We start from the raw sequence: 17674 nt of genomic DNA, 5'->3' as shown, positions 1-17674 counted from the left end.
ACAGTTTAAAGTTTAACGTCTTCATTTTCTTCGCTCTTAACCCTATTTCTTCGGTTTAACGTTTTGGCTGTAACCTGCATTGATCTTCTCTTTCTGAACCGTGGGTTCAGCTTTCCTTTTCATTGACCGCCAAATCAGCCAAAATCCCCAGATAATAAACGGTATACTGAGCCATTGCCCAAGGATTAATCCGGTATTTTCACGCATGGTAATTTCTGAATCCACCTGTACATTTTTAACAAATTCAATAAAAAACCTGGCTATAAAAATCAATGCAATACCTACACCAAGAATCAATCCCTGCCGGTCTTTAGCATTCGTTTTCCAGTACATATACATGGTAATTCCGAAAACAAGAAGGTATATCAAGGCTTCGTAAATTTGCGTGGGATGAGAAGGTTCTGTATAGACCGGTTCTGCGCCGCGCATCCATAATCCTACATTATCAATAAAACGGAATCCCCAGGGCAGATCGGTGGGGCCACCGTAAATTTCGTGATTCATCAGGTTCCCAAAACGAATCATCGCAGCGGTAAACCCTGTAGGGACCATTACCCGGTCGAAAGTCCAAAGCATGCTCTTTTTGGTGACCCTTTTTGAATACAGCCAAACGGCAATAATAATGCCGATGACCCCTCCGTGGCTTGCTAACCCTCCTTCCCAGATTTTCAGCATCTCCACGGGGTTTGCCAGATAATATTCCGGTTCGTAAAACAAACAGTGCCCTAACCGGGCACCAAGAATGATCCCAAGCATCATATAGACAAAAAGTGAATCGAACCACTTCTCGGGAAGTTCTTCGCTCTTGTAAATTCTCTGTACAATGTACACGGCCACAATTAACCCGATAACCCAAAGTAATCCGTACCAGCGGATTTCACGGCTTAAAACAGTAAAAATTGTAGGATCTACATTCCATGTTACGGTTAATAATGTATTCATCTGTGTTGAATTTGGAACAAAGATAGGAAAATTAAACCAATTTCTTAATCCATTTTTCCCTGTCGCCTGGAAGAAGGTCTACAACAGGTATTTCTATTAATGTATAGGCACCCGGCTTTTGTTTTACAGCAGCCCTGGCACACCCGACCATTACCTGTGCGGTCAACGCGGGGTTGTTTATGCGCATATCGAACCTGAAAAGCTGGTTCTGTGTATTTCCGGATACCCCTTTACGTTCCATCAACACGCCGTGCCCCATATCTTTTAATGCTTCCACGTTCTCTACCCGGAAAACGTGTGTTTCATCGTGTACAAAGTAATCATCGGATTGAATGGCTTTAGCTACCTGGTCAAAATCATAACCATCATTCAGCTCGATGTAAACCATCCGGCGATGAACTCCCGTTCCGGTTGGAATAGTCATTGAAAGTGCCGCTTTAACACCCTCAATCGCTTTTACAGCTACCGTATGTCCCATGCTCATTCCCGGGCCGAAATTGGTATAAGTTATTCCCTTTGGCGCCATGGCCTCCATCAACGTGCGGACAACGGAATCGCTTCCAGGATCCCATCCGGCGGAAACGATAGAAACGGCATTGTGTTGTTTCGCAACGTCGTTTAACGAATGGCGTAAATCTACAATGCCTCCGTGAATATCATAACTGTCCACCGTGTTAATTCCTAACGCCAGACATTCTTTAGCAAATTTCTCCACGCTTCGCGTAGGGGTACAGAGTAACGCAACATCCGTATTTTTCAATTGCGATATCGAGTTTACGACTTCAAATCCTTTCAGCTCGGCAGGCACATTCGTTGCATCACGACGCACAACTCCCGTAATTTCAAAATCCGGGGCATCGATCAACGATTCCATTACGTATTTCCCAATATTGCCGTAACCGATAACGGCAGCTCTGATTTTTTTCATTTTCTTATAATTTTGATGCACAAAAATAGTAAAAAATGCGGATTTTTGCCGGCTCATAATCCCGGATATTTCTGCTCAATCACAAATCAGTATGTAAAAGTCTACAGTGTTGCATTTTTTTCTGTACTTTTACTTTTCGAAATACGGACAACCTTTGTGTCTTCTATTCTCACTAAATATAAAGTGTTTTATTTCCGGGGAGGTTTTTCTCGAAAGGAAAGTGGTATTGAATCTAACTTTTAAATGATAATAATATGAAAGCATTACTTGTTTATCTACTGATACCCTTGTTGGTTTTCTTTTCCTGCAATTCAAATCCCCAAGAAGGAGCTGTTGCCTCACCTGAAAAAATAATTTTCGATACGGACATGGGGCCCGATTATGATGATGTGGGAGCAATAGCCATCCTGCATGCCTTGGCAGATTTGGGGGAATGCGAAATTTTAGCCACACTGGCAAGTGACGGTCATCCCAGTATAGCACCTACCATCGAAATGTTTAACCGTTACTACGGAAAAGGGGGCATTCCTGTTGGAATTCCCGATAACGGTGTAGCAAATTTCACGGCATCCAACAATTGGAACGACTCCCTGCTGGTAAGATTTGCTCCCGATTTAAAATCTAAAACGGATTATCCGAAAGCGAGCGAGATTTATAGGAAGGTACTGGCTTCACAGCCGGATAAAAGCGTGACCATCGTAACCGTTGGATTTACAACCAACCTGGCAGAATTACTAAAAACCGGGAATGATGATTATTCTCCGTTATCGGGTGTAGAGCTGATTAAAAAGAAAGTAAAAAAATGGGTTGCCATGGCCGGACGGTTTCCCGAGGGCCGGGAATTCAATGTATTTATAGATTCGGTCTCTTCTTCTTATGTATTGGAGCGCTGGCCAACACCCATTCTTTTCAGCGGTTTTGAAATAGGAGAGCGTATTTTTACCGGAAGCAAGGTGGCAGAAAAAAATGATCAAAACAATCCGGTTTCCTGGGCGTACAAGTATAATTTAGCCACATACGAAAATAAACCCGTAAAAAACAGGATGTCCTGGGACCAGACAGCAGTTCTTTGCGCCATTCGCGACCCCGAAAGATATTTTTATGTATGTGGCCCCGGAAAAATTATCGTCAATCCCTCCGGGTATAACAACTGGGATCCGGACTCAACTAAGGATCACTATTTTTTAGTCCACAAATATCCTTATCAGGACATCTCCGATACGTTAGAGGGGTTAATGATGTACCAGCCTAAATGATATAAAATCACCCTGTTATCACTGTCTCATCATTATCATCTTCACCGTCTTCTTCCCAAAGGACTTCCGGTTTTTGCGGGCCCCTGCTTCTGAAAACAAAAGCAACGATGAGCCCTGCTGCAGCCCCCGACAAATGGGCTTCCCACGAAAGGTTTACATCGATATATTCGGTAATCGGGAAAATACTCCAGACGGTACTTCCATAAACAAAAGCCACCACCATGGATACGGCAACAAGCGGAATATATTTTCGGAACAACCCGCTGAAAAACAAAAAGAAAACCAGTGCAAAGATTAAACCGCTTGCGCCCACGTGGTATGAGTTCCGACCTATCAGCCACGTAAAAAAGCCGCTCAATAGCCAAAGTAAAGTGAGTGACTTAAAGGCTATCTGATTGTAAAAATAGAATAACAACGAAAACAAAACCAGCATCGGAAATGTATTTGAGACAAGGTGTGAAAGCGATCCATGTATAAAAGGCGAGAAAACTATACCGGCCAAACCGTTCAGTTGACGGGGGTAAATTCCCAGAAGTGAGAAATTAAAACGAAAAATGCGGGCATAATCAATCAGAAAAGTCAACCAGACCAGCACACATATTACCAGTGCGGGAATCGTTGCCAGACGAATCCTTTTTTTCTGCCACCTTTCTGTATGTATTGTTGCATTATCCATAGATGCAAAACTAAATAAAAAGAACCGTTTTTCGCCGGAAATTACCCAAAAAACAAAAAAGAAGCAGGAAGAAAAAAAAGAGTTTATTATTTGCCGAATCAACGGCAATTAACTATCTTTCGAACATCAAAACTAAAGTGGTATATTTCTAATTCCTCTATCAACTATGAGTTATCTTAAATTCGATAAGGACCTGATGATTAACCTGGAGTACTCCCTGTATCGCAACATACTGAGGACTAACAGAAAAGGGGCTTATCAAAACACATCGATCTCGGGTTGCAATACATCGAAATATCAGGGACTTCTGGTGATGCCGGTACCCTTTCTGGACGACGACAATCACCTGATCCTCTCTTCTATTGATGAAACCGTTATACAGCACGGTGCACAATTCAATTTAGGAATCCACAAATACAACGACGACAACTACAGCCCGAAAGGGCACAAATACATCCGTGAATATAATATCGATAGTGTTCCAAAAACTATTTACCGTGTAGGAGGCGTTATTCTTTCTAAGGAGATTATGTTTTCATCGAAAGAAAACCGGCTCATGATCCGGTACAAGTTGATGGATGCCCATTCGCCGACCACCATGCGGTTCAAACCCTGTATGGCATTTCGGAACATTTCACAGTTAACCAGGCAAAACGATCAGGTGGACCGTTCATACCGCGAAGTGGAGAATGGAATCAGCACCAGTATGTATTATGGTTATCCCGAATTTTTCATGCAATTCAACAAGAGAGTCGACTTTATGTACCAACCCTACTGGAATCAGGGCGTGGAGTACATTCAAGATATGCAAAACGGAGATACGTTCAAGGAGGACCTGTATGTCCCCGGGTATTTTGAGATGCCAATTGCAAAAGGCGAGGAGGTAATTTTTTCTGCTGGTGACATTCTGGTAAACACCTCTGCCCTTACCGATGAATTTAACGCTGAACTTAAAAAACGCACGCCAAGGTCTAGTTTTTACAATTGCCTGAAAAACTCCGCCCATCAGTTTTATTACATTCCAAAAACGGACGAGATGTACTTGCTGGCCGGCTATCCCTGGTTCAAGGTACGCGCCCGGGATCAGTTTGTGTCGTTGCCCGGTTGCACCCTGTCGGTGGGCAGGCCCGATGACTTTACAAAAATCATGGATTCGGCCATACCCCATATTCAGGATTTTTTGAACGACAAACCGCGGAAAAACATTATAAAACAGATAGACGACCCTGATGTCTTGTTGTGGGTAACCTGGGCACTGCAACAATACTGGAAAGAAAACAAGCCCGTTTTTAAAGAAAAATATGTCGACTTTCTTTTTTCCATAATCGATTTTATTTTGTCAAACAAGCATCCCAACTTAACTGTTGACCCTGAGAACGGATTAGTCTCAACGTACGGACGTGATGTTGCCGTGAGCTGGATGAATGCGGTGCAAAACGGCAAGCCTGTCACTCCAAGATCGGGATACCTGGTTGAATTCAATGCTTTGTGGCACAATGCACTTAAATTTGCGGAAGAGGTGGCCGCTGCGACAAATAAAGAAGTTCTGGCTACAACATACGAAGAGAAAGCCTTGAAGGCGCAACAGTCGTTTATCGAAACATTTCTCAACGATGCCGGCTATTTATATGATTATGTGGATGGCACTTATGCAGACAGGAATGTTCGTCCCAATATGATTTTTGCTGTTTCTATGGACTATTCGCCGCTGGACAGGCGTCAGAAAAAATTGGTGATCGATTTCGTCACCAAAGAGTTGCTTACCCCGGTGGGCATACGTTCTTTAAGCCCGAAAGGCTATAACTACCGCCCTCGTTATGCAGGAACATCTGAAGAAAAGGAATATGCCTATTTCAACGGGTGTGCTTTTCCCTGGCTTATAGGAGCTTACATTGAAGCGTACCTGAAAGTGTTCAGCATGAGCGGACTCTCCCTGGCAGACCGGGTAATGATTGAGCTGGAAGATCAGATGCAAAACGATTGCATTGGAACCTTGTCTGAATTTTACGATTCCAGCCCCCCGTTTTATGCCCACGGAGGATATTCTTTTGCCATGAGTGTTTCAGAAACTTTACGTGCAAAGAGACTCATCAGATCATTTGGGTAAACCTTGCGAAAACGATGAATCGTAAATGAAGAACTATTGAACTACAAAAGAATATAAAACACGATAGAATGAAAGCGTTGATGTTAGGGTGGGAATTTCCGCCTCATATACTGGGTGGGCTTGGAACCGCAAGTTATGGATTAACCAAGGGTATGGCTAAGCAGGAAGATATGGAAATCCTGTTTGTCATTCCCAAGCCCTGGGGTGACGAAGACCAAAGTTTTCTGAAAATAATTGGCTGTAACAATACTCCCGTCGTATGGCGCGACGTGAGCTGGGAAACTGCCAAGGCCAGGCTCGAGAAATATATGAACCCCGAGGAATATTTTTGGATGCGTGATAACATTTACGCTAACTTCAACTATATGAACACCAACGACCTGGGATGTCTGGAATTCTCAGGAAGGTACCCGAACAATATCCTGGAGGAGACCAACAATTACTCCATCGTTACGGGTGTTATTGCCCGGACGTATGAATACGACATTATCCATGCGCACGATTGGCTCACCTATTCCTCTGGCCTCCACGCAAAAAGCGTAAGTGGAAAACCGCTGGTCATTCATGTGCACGCAACGGAGTTCGACCGCAGCCGCGGCAAGCCTAATCCTACTGTTTACGGAATCGAGAAGAACGGAATGGATCACTGCGACCACATTATCTGTGTAAGCAACCTTACCCGCAAAACCGTCATTGAGAACTATCATCAACCCGAATGGAAAGTATCCACCGTCCACAACGCCGTTGAGCCGTTGAGCCCGGAGATTGAAGCGATCGAACGGATATCGGGAGTGAAGGAAAAAGTCATTACCTTCCTGGGACGGATTACCATGCAAAAAGGCCCGGAGTTTTTTGTAGACGCGGCCACTCAGGTACTAAGAAGGACCAAGCACATCCGGTTCGTGATGGCAGGGAGCGGCGACATGATGAACCAGATGATACGTTTGGTTGCCGATCGGGGAATTGCTGACAGATTCCACTTTACCGGGTTCCTTCGAGGCGAACAGGTCTATGAAATGCTGAAATCGAGCGATGTATATGTTATGCCTTCGGTATCAGAACCTTTTGGTATTTCACCGCTTGAAGCTATGCAGTGCGGTGTGCCAAGTATAATCTCCTACCAGTCGGGTTGTGCAGAGATACTGAATAACGTCATTAAAACCGACTACTGGGATGTTGACGCCATGGCGGACGCCATGTATTCGATTTGTACGTACCCGGGTATGGCGGAATTTCTCAAAGAGGAGGGAAAACGAGAGGTGGACAGTATCGTTTGGGAGGATGCCGGAAAAAAAATCCGGGCCATCTACGACAGCCTGGTGTGAAGACAAGAAGACAGTAAAAATCTAACAGTCTAAAAAAATATGAAAACAATTTGCTTTTATTTTCAAATCCATCAACCGTACCGGTTAAAAAGATACCGTTTCTTCAATATCGGAAGGGACCACTATTATTACGATGATTATTCAAACGAAGACATCATGCAGCAGATAGCTGCCCGGTCTTTCATCCCGGCAAACCGCATGCTGCTCGATTTAATAAACACCTATAAGGGGAAGTTTAAATTTGCCATATCGGTTTCAGGAGTAGCTCTTGACCAGATGGAAGTGTATGCTCCGGAAGTAATCGACGGACTGAAGGAATTAAGCAGAACCGGCGCTGTTGAGTTTTTAGCCGAAACATACTCACACTCCCTTTCAAGCCTGATCGATCCTGTAGAATTTCAAAGCCAGGTGCAGCAACAAACGCAGAAGATCAAATTACTTTTCGATCAGAAACCAAAAGTTCTGCGAAATACGGAAATGATCTTTTCAGACGATATCGCTGAAATGGCTTACAACATGGGCTACACTAAAATGGTTTCTGAAGGAGCTAAACTCATCCTCTCCTGGAGAAGCCCCAACTATGTGTACAAATCCGAAAATCAACCCAACATGAAACTATTGCTGCGCAACTCACAGTTCAGCGACGACATTTCGCTCCGATTTTCAGATTATACGTGGAAAGAATATCCGTTAACGGCGGAAAAATACATATCGTGGATTGCTGCAACTTCACCGCAGGAAGAGGTATTCAATATTTTCATGAATTATGAAACGTTCGGGAACCTCCAACCGGCTCATTCGGGAATATTTGAATTTATGAAAGCACTGCCTAAATTTGCTTTCGACAAAGGCATTGAGTTTTCCACTCCCAGTCAAATTATGGACACCCATAAACCGGTGGGCACCGTATCGGTTCCCCTGGCTATTTCCTGGTCGGACGAAGAACGCGATTTAAGCCGGTGGCTGGGAAACAAGCTTCAAAAAAGTGCATTCAACACCCTCTACGAGATCAGTGAAAGAATTCGCTTGGCCAACGACAGGCGCTTGAAGAAAGACTGGCAATACCTGCAATCGAGCGATCATTTTTATTACATGTCTACCAAGCATTTTTACGACGGTTCAATGCACAGTAAATTCAGCCCTTACCAATCGCCCTACGACGCGTTTAACAATTACATGAATGTCTTAAGCGATTTTATTGACCGGGTCAAAGCACAATTCCCGGATTCGGTAGACAATGAAGAATTAAATTCGCTTCTCACCACTATTCACAACCAGGAGCGTGAAATTAAGAAACTCCAATCCGAACTGAAGAAAGTACTGACAGAGAATGAAGAAAAATTAGTGGAAAAAACTCCGGTAAAATAAATCGGACCAGGCTATTCTCTACCGGATAAAGCACAAAGTTAAGGTTTAAAGATTAGAAACCGTTTTGAATTTTATATTTCTATTTTTTTCGATTTAATAGTTAACTTTGCACGATTTTTTTAAAAGACTGCAACATGATTTATGCAATGATCCTCCTTTTCATCGCAGGTTATTTTTTTATCGCGATGGAACATACCATAAAGGTTAACAAAGCCAGCGTTGCTTTACTAATCGGTACGCTTTTATGGGTAATTTACGTGTATCTGGCACCAAGCACAGTCCTCAGCGTCTCTCCCGATGCTTTCAACCATTATATCCATTCGCATCCTGAACTCCAACACCACGCTTTTGGAATTCAGGTACGCCACTTTGTAATTGATCATCAGATTCTGGAAAGTATTGGGGACATCAGTGAAATGTTATTCTTTTTGCTTGCCGCTATGACCATTGTGGAGCTCATTGACGTTCACGGCGGATTCACGTATATTACTGAAAAAATTACGACACGAAAAAAACGTCGGTTACTCTGGTTAATCAGCTTTATCACGTTTTTTATGTCTGCCGTTCTCGACAACCTGACTACAACCATTGTAATGATTATGCTTACCCGTCGTATTATCCGTGAACCCCGTGAACGATGGCTTTTCGGCAGTATCATTGTTATTGCGGCTAACAGCGGCGGGGCCTGGTCTCCGATCGGTGACGTTACGACCATCATGTTATGGGTTAAGGGAAACATCACTGCATCCATTATACCTCAGTTGTTCTTTCCAAGCCTTGTATCCATGATAGCCCCGGTTTTTGTAGCACAGTTTTTATTAAAAGGCAATATCCAGGAAGAAGAAATTTCCCAAACAGAAGAAAAAGAAAACTCCGAATTATTGCTTCATATGCAAAAAAAAGACCGGCTGGGGATACTGATTTTCGGGGTTTCCATCCTTGTTTTATCTCCCGTGTTCAAGGGAGTTACCCACCTGCCGCCTTTCATAGGTTTATTACTGGGTGTAAGCTTATTATGGATTTATACCGAGATTCTGTACAACCAAAAAAACCAGCTCAACGAAAACCTGAAGCTTCGTGTTTCAAAAGTATTGGGACGAATCGATTTTTCTACCTTAATGTTTTTTCTGGGAATATTGCTGGCTGTTGACGCCCTTCAAAGCGCAGGAATTCTTCAGCAATCATCCACCTTTATGGCACAACATCTTCCCAATGTCTATGCCCAGGCCTATGCCATCGGATTATTATCCGCCATTGTAGATAACGTTCCCTTAGTTGCAGCAGCTATCGGTATGTACCCGGTGCTGGAACCGGCCGCTTTAAGTACGATGGCCGATCCGGTGTTTATGCAAAATTTCGTGGAAGACGGTGTTTTTTGGCATTTTCTCGCCTATTGCGCAGGGGTTGGCGGAAGCATCCTTATCATTGGTTCTGCGGCAGGTGTGGTTTTTATGGGACTGGAAAAAGTACCGTTTGGCTGGTACCTGAAACGCATTTCACTCATTGCACTTATCGGATACACATTCGGGGCTGGGGCCTATATTCTGCAACAGGTCATATTCTGAAGATCAACCTGTGTAAAAGTCGCCTATATTTTAGCAGTCATCTTTTCAACTGGTGGATGGGCAAGCACACAGGGGAATAATTTTTTCTAAAAATAGCCCGGAAAACACTCCAGTACAAAAAATTGCATTATATTTGTACAGTTTTTCATAGAGAATGAAAATCAATTCGAAAATACGGTACGGACTTAGAACAATGATCGAAATTGCCTGTTGTAAAGAACCGACAGGCATATTACAAAAGGATATTGCCAAAAATCAAAATATTTCTGTGAAATATTTGGATTACATCATAAGTGCACTCAAACTGAAAGGATTGATTTCAAATACAAAAGGACGAGGAAGTGGTTACATGCTGGCCCGGCCAGCCGATAAAATAACAATGTTGGACATTTACACCGCTTTTGAGCAAATAGTGATAATTGAATGTGTGAAAAACAGAAGTTTTTGCGAAAGAGCCACACACCAATGTACAGCAAATAACTACTGGAAACAATTTCGTCATCAGATAATTGAAATTCTTTCAGCCAAAACACTCGAGCAGATTATAAAAGAAACTAAATATGATTGTCCTGAAATTTGTGAATAATTTTTTAAAAATGAATCCCACTAAACCTATAGGATTGGATTGATATTGCATTTTTTTCACGCATTATCCTACTAAACCTATAGGATTAGTTTATCCAAACAAGAAAGAGTAAGTAAACAGGCTTGTCTTAAAAAATTCGGACCGACTTCTCAGCTATTTAAAGTTAAATGTCTGAATGAGATGAATTGATAAATGTATTCCTACTAAAACTATAGTATAACTAAACATTAACGATTTACAAACTTTTTAATAATAAATACAGAAACAATGAAAAGTAATTTTTTATTCAAATTTCCAACTGTGTTGATCGCATTTATTTTTGTTTTAACAGGAACAACGGTTAAAGCTCAAACATTGAAAATCAAATCATCAACTATTACTATTTCCGGAACAACAAATGTTCACCCCTACACAACCACGTCGACTCAGGCATCGGGGGAATTAACTGTTTCAAACAACAAAGCCACAGTTCTTAACGTGAATGTTCCCGTAAAGTCAATAATCAACGGGGAGAAATTGATGGACAAAAAAACGCATGAAACATTTAACGAACCCAAAAACCCATTTATCAACTTTAAAATGTCTGAAGTAAAATCCATTACAACAAACGGGTCTGACATTAGTGTGGTTATAGGTGGAACGCTTGCAATGGCCGGCACATCTAAAACAGTTACTCTTGAGGCTAATGGCAAAGAAATAAAACCGGGAACGTATACTTTTGAAGGTAGTTTGCCCCTTAAAATGAGCGACTACAATATGAAAGCTCCAACGGCAATGTTAGGAGTGATGAAAGTCGGTGATCAGGTTACGGTCAAATACAACGTAACTTTTGAAGGGCCTGCCGTTCAATTCAACTAAAACAAACCAAATTATTTACTTACTATTTAAACTAACGAAAACTAATGAAAATGAAACAGAGAGGTTTACTTCTGGCAGCTACCTTGTTAGCTTCGGGCATGATGTTCGCTCAATTGCGTCCTACAAACAAAGACGGAATCAACGTTTTTGAAACACCAAAAACCGAAACCGAATTTGAAGGTTTCAATGTACAATTAGGCGGTGCTTTGACACTTCCGTTCTCCATGCTCGACCACAGCAATACTGTGACAAGAGAAAGTGGCTATAGTTACGATTACGCAAACCCGGCAGCTAACTCTCTGGTTCCCTTGACCAGTGGCTTTGGCTTACCTCAGGCCAATCTTTACATCAAGTCAAATTTATCCGATGGCATTTACTTGAATTTTGAACTCTATCTGGCTTCAAGGCATCACAACGAAACGTGGGTAAAGGGAGGTTTTCTTCAATTTGAAAAAATGGAGTTCCTACCTTGGGATTTTGTGGATGAAATCATGAAATACACCACCATTAAAGTGGGTCAATTTGATGTAAACTACGGTGACGCCCACTTTCGTCGTTCTGATGGCGGGTTGACATTTTACAACCCCTTTATGGAAAACCACATCATGGATGAATTTGCCACCGAAATTGGCGCTGAGGTTGATGTTCACGTCGGAGATTTTATCCTTGTAGGAGCTGTAACCAACGGCAAACTCAACAACGATCTGACAAAAATTGACACTACGCGTGCTCAAACCAAATATTCAAACGGTGTACATAATCCTGCCTGGATTGGAAAACTGGCTTACGACAAACAAATCAACAGCCAGTTCAGGCTACGCGCCAGCGCATCGGGATATTACACGGCCGGATCCGTAAGAAACACGTTGTTTGGAGGTGATCGTACGGGTTCAAACTACTACGGAGTAATGTACAATGCCCCTATATCCAACGCCAATTTTACAAACGGACGTTTCAACCCCGGTTTTGGGGACAAGGTAGCTGCTGTAATGGGTAACTTGTTTTTGAAGTTTTCTCCTGTTCAGGGATTTTCACTCGAATCATTTACAACACTGGAGAATGCAGGCGGGAGAGGTGCTAACGAGCCTGATGTGAGAAAGTCCAATCAATTTGTTACAGACTTAGTGGTTCGCTTCGGAGCTGATGAAGATTTTTATGTAGGTGCCCGTTATAACACAATGAAAGCCGACATGGGAGCTGCACAGGGTGAACCCAATCATTACGAAGTGGATATAAATCGCGTAGCCATTGCAGCCGGTTGGTATATGACAAAAAACGTTATGGCTAAAATTGAATATGTAAACCAAAAATACAACGGATTTCCAGCCAGATCCATACAAGATGGTGCAGAGTTCAACGGATTGACTTTGCAGGGATCCATAGCATTTTAAGAACAATAAAAACCAAGCCGGTAAATTGATACCGGTTTGGTTCTTTCTTTAAAAAATTGACAATGAAAGCTTTATTTGCCCTCTTACTTATAGGTATCCTGACTACAGGAGCTGTTGTCGCGCAAACATCTTCAGCTGTAGTTGCTGTAGACGTGAATAAAAACAGCAGTTTATCGATAAACGGCAGCTCGAATATTGTTAATTTCACACTTACCCAAAGCAGTGAAAACTTCATACAAAAGAACATGATCATCACTGCATCACAAAACGATAAAAAACTTTACCTGAGCGAAAACCGGCTTATTGTACCGGTGAAAAGATTTACTTCAAGCAATAAGATGGCTCTCAGGGATTTTTATAAACTATTGAAATCCGACGAATACCCAACGATGGATATTCAGCTGAATCACATAGACTTACCCGAAAATCCAAAGCTCGCGACAGGCGTGGCCGTTGTAGATGTTACCATTACGGGAGTTACAAAAAAATACCAATTCCCCATTAAAACCGAAAAAAACGGTACGAGATACATTTTTGACATTGAAAAACATATAAATATTCGTGACTTCGGACTGGAGCCTCCCGTACAAATGATGGGTATGCTAAAGGTAGACGAAATGATCAATATTAACTTGAAAATGATATGCAACATCCAGCCGGCGGAAAGTGCACAATTAAATTTATCCGGCAGTTCAGAATAAGCCATACACTTATTTTACCAACACCCCCACTTTCTCAATACCCTTAATGGGATTGTCTTTCATCACCTGACGGATGCGGATAAGATAAGCACGTGCGGAATCCAGAGCTACGGATGTTTTGTAGGGAACAGACAGCTGATAAAGCCCCGCAGTACCTTTTCCCAGCCATTTTCCTTGAGGATCAGCCAGTGTTATCTCGACAGTGTCGCCAACAAATGTAGTATCTGTTATGTTCTGTTGAACGAGCAACCAGATGTTCTGGTAAGGATACCGGTTGTTGTTAACGATCTCCAACACGATATCGTATCGTTTATCCGGATCAACGGAAAGCGAGTCGATTAAAAAATTAGCTGTGGCCTGCTTGCTCCAGCTGCTGTTTTTGATCGGATGAAAACGATAATAAACCTCTCCTTCGTCACACGAAGATAAGCAAGCAAAAACAACTAAAAAACCAACAAACAGCTTACTCCTCATTTTGTTTAGGCGGTTTTCCTTTCCTGTTTCTGTTGTCCTGTCTACCCCTCCTTGGTTTTCTCCTTTTAGAAGTACTTCCATCATCCTTTTTATCAAAACGGGTAATACTCTGATCTCCCAGTAAATCGTTCTGGATAGTTTCTTCTTTTGTTTCACCGGACTCAGTTTCAGACACTAACTTTGAAGGTTTTTTCCCTTTTTTATTCCACTCAATAATTTGAAATACTCTCTCTTTTGATATTGTCTCCAAGTTTATCGGATTATTCTTATCCGTGGAATACGTGATCTGACCCGATAAAATATCGGTCTTGAAGTGAAAATAATCACTGTCTTTGGTCTGCAGCACAATCTCACGCGACGGTAACCTTCTGCTGGCTTCCACGTATGCATCCACTTCATAATTCATACAGCATTTCAATTTTCCACATTGTCCCGCGAGTTTTTGTGGGTTAAAGGAGATATCCTGGTACCGGGCAGCTGAAGTAGATACCGATACGAAACTTGACATCCAACTGCTACAACATAACTCGCGTCCACAAGGTCCAACTCCCCCTATCCTTCCGGCTTCCTGGCGCGCGCCAATTTGCTTCATCTCAATCTTTACCCTGAATTCCGCAGCAAAATCTTTGATTAATTGGCGAAAGTCCACGCGTTCATCAGCAATATAGTAAAAAATGGCCTTACTTCCATCCCCCTGATATTCAACGTCTCCAATTTTCATATTCAAGCCAAGACTCTCAGCCAGCTCTCTGGAACGAATCATGGTAGGTTGTTCTTTAGCTTTAGCCAGCTCATACTTTTCCATATCTGCCGGACGCACTAACCGGTAAACCCGTCTCGGGCCACTATTGCCATCTTCTCGATAGTTGTTTTTACGCATCTGTGCCTCCACCAGCTTTCCGGTAAGTGTTACCGTTCCGATATCGTGACCGGGAGAAGCTTCAACGGCCACAACATCGCCTTTTTTCAAATCGATATTGTTGCTGTTTATGTAATATCCTTTCCGGGTATTTTTAAACTGAACTTCTACCATATTGGTCAGTTCCTGCATTTCGGGGAAATCGTGCAACCAATCATAAACATGAAGTTTAGTGGAATGTTTGGGACATCCCTTGCAAGAACCACTGTTTCGTACAGTCGTTATTCTTTCAGGGACAATGTCCGCTAATTTATCTGATAATTTTTCTCTGTCCATAATATATACATTGATATTGTCTAAGGGCAAACGTTATTTAACTGCGTGTAATTCAATTGTTGCCCGCTCACTTCGTTCGCGTTACTCGCTCCGTGGAATATTGAATTACTTATTTTTTAAAAGCATTGTACCTTTTAAACATAAATCTAAAAAAATAATTTTGGCATTTCCGTTTTGCTCTATTTGCCGGTAGGCAAGCTGAAACTCATCGTTAAACGATTGGATGTTTCCTTCGTTGATAAAAGGCGCAAAACGTTCACCAAATTCTTTTTCTTCCTCGCTGAGATAAATCATGTCGGGTTCATTGAAGTTACTTATGAAGAACTCCCGAAACAGACGCAGGCTGTACAGCAAATAGCTTTTCTGCATTTCCCTGCCCATAGAAGCCATTTCACCCGCAACCGATTTTATCGCTTTAATGTTCCTCGATACCGAAGAGCGCATCATCTCCTTAAACAATGAAAAAAAATATTTATTGTCGTCAGCAGACTGAATAATACTCACGGCTTTTGAAAAACTCCCGTTGGCGATATGCGTCACATACTTTGCCTCTTCTTCCTGTAAACCATAAACCGACCGGATAGAGGCCACCATCTCATCCGGCTCTACTGCCCGGATGTTCAACGGTTGGCAACGCGACTGAATAGTGGGCAGTACATGGTCCAAGTCTTCTGAAACCAGCAGGAAAACAGTTTTTTCGGGTGGTTCTTCAATCATTTTCAGCAACTTGTTGGCACATGCATCGTGCATCTTTTCAGGCAACCATACAATCATTATCTTATATAGGGCCTCGTAAACCTTCAGGCTCAGTTTGCGTATAATCTCATCGCTCTCCTTTGAGTAAATAATGCCCTGTGCATTCTCGGCATTTATGAAGTTGAGCCAATCGTTCAGGTTGAAATAAGTCTGTCCACTCAAAAACTCACGCCACTCGGGCAAATATTCATCGCTAACTTTCGATTTTACCACCGGAAACACGAAGTGCAGATCGGGGTGCATCAGTTTATCGAATTTGTGACACGATGCACATTTACCACAGGAATCTTCCAACGTTCTGTCTTCGCAGTTCAGGTATCTGGCATAAGCAATGGCCAACGGCAGTTTTCCCACACCTTCCGGACCGTGAAACAACCGGGCATGCGGAATAAAGCCGCGCTGCACGGAATCGGTCAGGTGTTTTTTAACATCGTGAAGCCCTATGATGTTACGAAAATACATGTATCCTCCGTTCTTGATTATACAAAAGTAATGAAAAAGAGCGAAACTGAAAAGCGTGTCAAAAAAACGTTTTGTACCCCTTTCTGCAAGCCTTTTAATTGTCCGTTAACGGATTGTTGTATTTTTATCCTCATCGTATAAACTGTTTTAATTTTTGTCATGCCATGCTTTATACTTATTTTTTGTTTCATGCGTACTTTTTGATGGATTTGGATTTTCAATTCGCACATAGTAGCGGGTTATTTTGAAGAAATTTAAAATCCAAAACAATTTCTTAACTCAAAATTAAAAAAATGAAGTAATTTTGCGTGATTTTTTGCTTGTAGGCTCGCGTTGATCAGAAAAATCTGCGCCTGTTCCGCGACCGTTTTCTGAAATTTATAGATACAAAAGGACAATGAATAATTCATTTTTTAGTAAGTTCACCCCAAAGGAGCCCAAGTTCTTTCCGCTTTTGAAGGGGATAGTAGAAGTGATAAAATCAGCATCTTATTTAATGTTGGAGTTTGTGGAAAAAGGCAATCACGCTAATGCTGCAGATTACTACAAAAAAATAAAAGACGAGGAACGCAAAGGGGACACCCTTTCCAACAAAATTTTTGATGAACTGAATGCTACTTTTATCACACCCTTTGATCGTGAAGATATTCATAACCTGGCAACCAAAATGGACGATGTCACAGATTATATCAACAGCGCTGCCAAAAAAGTTTTTTTGTATAATCCCAAAGAGATGCCGGCTGCAGCCAAAGATATGGTCGAACTGATTATAGAAGCATCTGCCCAGATAGAAAAAGCCGTAAATGAATTGGATGTCCTGAAGAAAAGTAGAAAAAGAGTATCGGATTATTGCCGGGAACTACATCTTATTGAAAACAGGGCTGATGATGTTTATGAACACTTCCTAATCGACTTATTTGAAAATCAAAAAGAGAGCATCGAGTTGATAAAAAAGAAAGAAATCATGTTTGAGCTTGAAAAAGCCACCGATGCAGCTGAAGGCGTAGGGAAGATTATAAAAACGATTATCGTAAAATACGCGTAAAAGAGTTATTACCTGGCTGTTTTTCATTCTATTTTATCT

Annotated in this window: 16 protein-coding genes; 10 read left to right on the top strand and 6 right to left on the bottom strand. The window is 41.9% G+C overall.

Annotated elements, in window-relative coordinates; genetic code table 11:
* Positions 1–42: 42 nt before the first annotated feature.
* Together lgt and KCV26_11235 are read right to left on the bottom strand one after the other, a co-directional pair.
* A complete protein-coding gene (gene lgt / locus KCV26_11240; protein ID WZX35873.1) occupies positions 43–942 on the bottom strand; it encodes a prolipoprotein diacylglyceryl transferase in 900 nt (299 codons plus the stop codon).
* Positions 943–973: 31 nt separating this feature from the next.
* Complete coding sequence (locus tag KCV26_11235) at positions 974–1870, bottom strand: diaminopimelate dehydrogenase (protein WZX35872.1); 897 nt, start codon at positions 1868–1870, stop codon at positions 974–976.
* Between the two features lie 254 nt (positions 1871–2124).
* Between KCV26_11235 and KCV26_11230 the strand changes: the two genes are divergently transcribed.
* Complete coding sequence (locus KCV26_11230; GenBank protein ID WZX35871.1) at positions 2125–3126, top strand: nucleoside hydrolase; 1002 nt, start codon at positions 2125–2127, stop codon at positions 3124–3126.
* A gap of 7 nt (positions 3127–3133) precedes the next feature.
* Here KCV26_11230 and KCV26_11225 read toward each other — a convergent pair whose 3' ends face one another.
* The gene (locus KCV26_11225) at positions 3134–3802 is read right to left on the bottom strand and encodes a rhomboid family intramembrane serine protease (protein ID WZX35870.1); all 669 of its coding nucleotides are present in this window, start codon (positions 3800–3802) and stop codon (positions 3134–3136) included.
* A 166-nt stretch (positions 3803–3968) separates the two neighbouring features.
* Here KCV26_11225 and KCV26_11220 point away from each other — a divergent pair, with 166 nt between their 5' ends.
* From KCV26_11220 to KCV26_11185, 8 genes are all read left to right on the top strand, one after another.
* Positions 3969–5909, top strand: a complete 1941-nt coding sequence (locus tag KCV26_11220; GenBank protein WZX35869.1) for a glycogen debranching enzyme family protein — start codon at positions 3969–3971, stop codon at positions 5907–5909.
* Between the two features lie 68 nt (positions 5910–5977).
* Positions 5978–7234: a glycosyltransferase gene (locus KCV26_11215; GenBank protein WZX35868.1), complete on the top strand. Its 1257-nt coding sequence runs from the start codon at positions 5978–5980 to the stop codon at positions 7232–7234.
* Positions 7235–7273: 39 nt separating this feature from the next.
* The gene (locus KCV26_11210) at positions 7274–8602 is read left to right on the top strand and encodes a glycoside hydrolase family 57 protein (protein ID WZX35867.1); all 1329 of its coding nucleotides are present in this window, start codon (positions 7274–7276) and stop codon (positions 8600–8602) included.
* 134 nt (positions 8603–8736) lie between these two features.
* Positions 8737–10167 (top strand): sodium:proton antiporter NhaD, encoded by a 1431-nt coding sequence (gene nhaD, locus KCV26_11205; protein WZX35866.1) that lies wholly within the window; start codon positions 8737–8739, stop codon positions 10165–10167.
* 193 nt (positions 10168–10360) lie between these two features.
* The gene (locus KCV26_11200; GenBank protein WZX35865.1) at positions 10361–10753 is read left to right on the top strand and encodes an Rrf2 family transcriptional regulator; all 393 of its coding nucleotides are present in this window, start codon (positions 10361–10363) and stop codon (positions 10751–10753) included.
* A 267-nt stretch (positions 10754–11020) separates the two neighbouring features.
* Positions 11021–11611, top strand: coding sequence for a YceI family protein (locus tag KCV26_11195; protein WZX35864.1), 591 nt, complete (start codon positions 11021–11023; stop codon positions 11609–11611).
* A 50-nt stretch (positions 11612–11661) separates the two neighbouring features.
* Entirely contained in the window at positions 11662–13002 is a 1341-nt protein-coding gene (locus tag KCV26_11190; GenBank protein WZX35863.1) for a hypothetical protein, read from the top strand.
* 62 nt (positions 13003–13064) lie between these two features.
* The gene (locus tag KCV26_11185) at positions 13065–13703 is read left to right on the top strand and encodes a YceI family protein (protein WZX35862.1); all 639 of its coding nucleotides are present in this window, start codon (positions 13065–13067) and stop codon (positions 13701–13703) included.
* Positions 13704–13712: 9 nt separating this feature from the next.
* On the opposite strand, the gene KCV26_11180 is transcribed toward KCV26_11185, so the two are convergent.
* The 3 genes from KCV26_11180 to KCV26_11170 form a co-directional block, all read right to left on the bottom strand.
* Positions 13713–14177 (bottom strand): gliding motility lipoprotein GldH, encoded by a 465-nt coding sequence (locus KCV26_11180; GenBank protein WZX35861.1) that lies wholly within the window; start codon positions 14175–14177, stop codon positions 13713–13715.
* Positions 14167–15372: a hypothetical protein gene (locus KCV26_11175; GenBank protein WZX35860.1), complete on the bottom strand. Its 1206-nt coding sequence runs from the start codon at positions 15370–15372 to the stop codon at positions 14167–14169. The genes KCV26_11180 and KCV26_11175 overlap by 11 nt, the downstream gene beginning before the upstream one ends.
* A 105-nt stretch (positions 15373–15477) precedes the next feature.
* Entirely contained in the window at positions 15478–16590 is a 1113-nt protein-coding gene (locus KCV26_11170; protein ID WZX35859.1) for a DNA polymerase III subunit delta, read from the bottom strand.
* Positions 16591–16987: 397 nt separating this feature from the next.
* On the opposite strand from KCV26_11170, the gene KCV26_11165 reads away from it, so the two are divergent.
* Positions 16988–17635, top strand: coding sequence for a DUF47 domain-containing protein (locus KCV26_11165; protein WZX35858.1), 648 nt, complete (start codon positions 16988–16990; stop codon positions 17633–17635).
* The last annotated feature ends 39 nt before the right edge of the window (positions 17636–17674 follow it).

The organism is Petrimonas sulfuriphila (genome assembly GCA_038561985.1).
In the GTDB taxonomy this organism is placed as follows: Bacteria; Bacteroidota; Bacteroidia; order Bacteroidales; family Dysgonomonadaceae; genus Petrimonas; species Petrimonas sulfuriphila.
The sequence above is the reverse complement of the archived record's forward strand: the minus strand, read 5'-3'. Positions and strand labels throughout refer to the sequence as shown.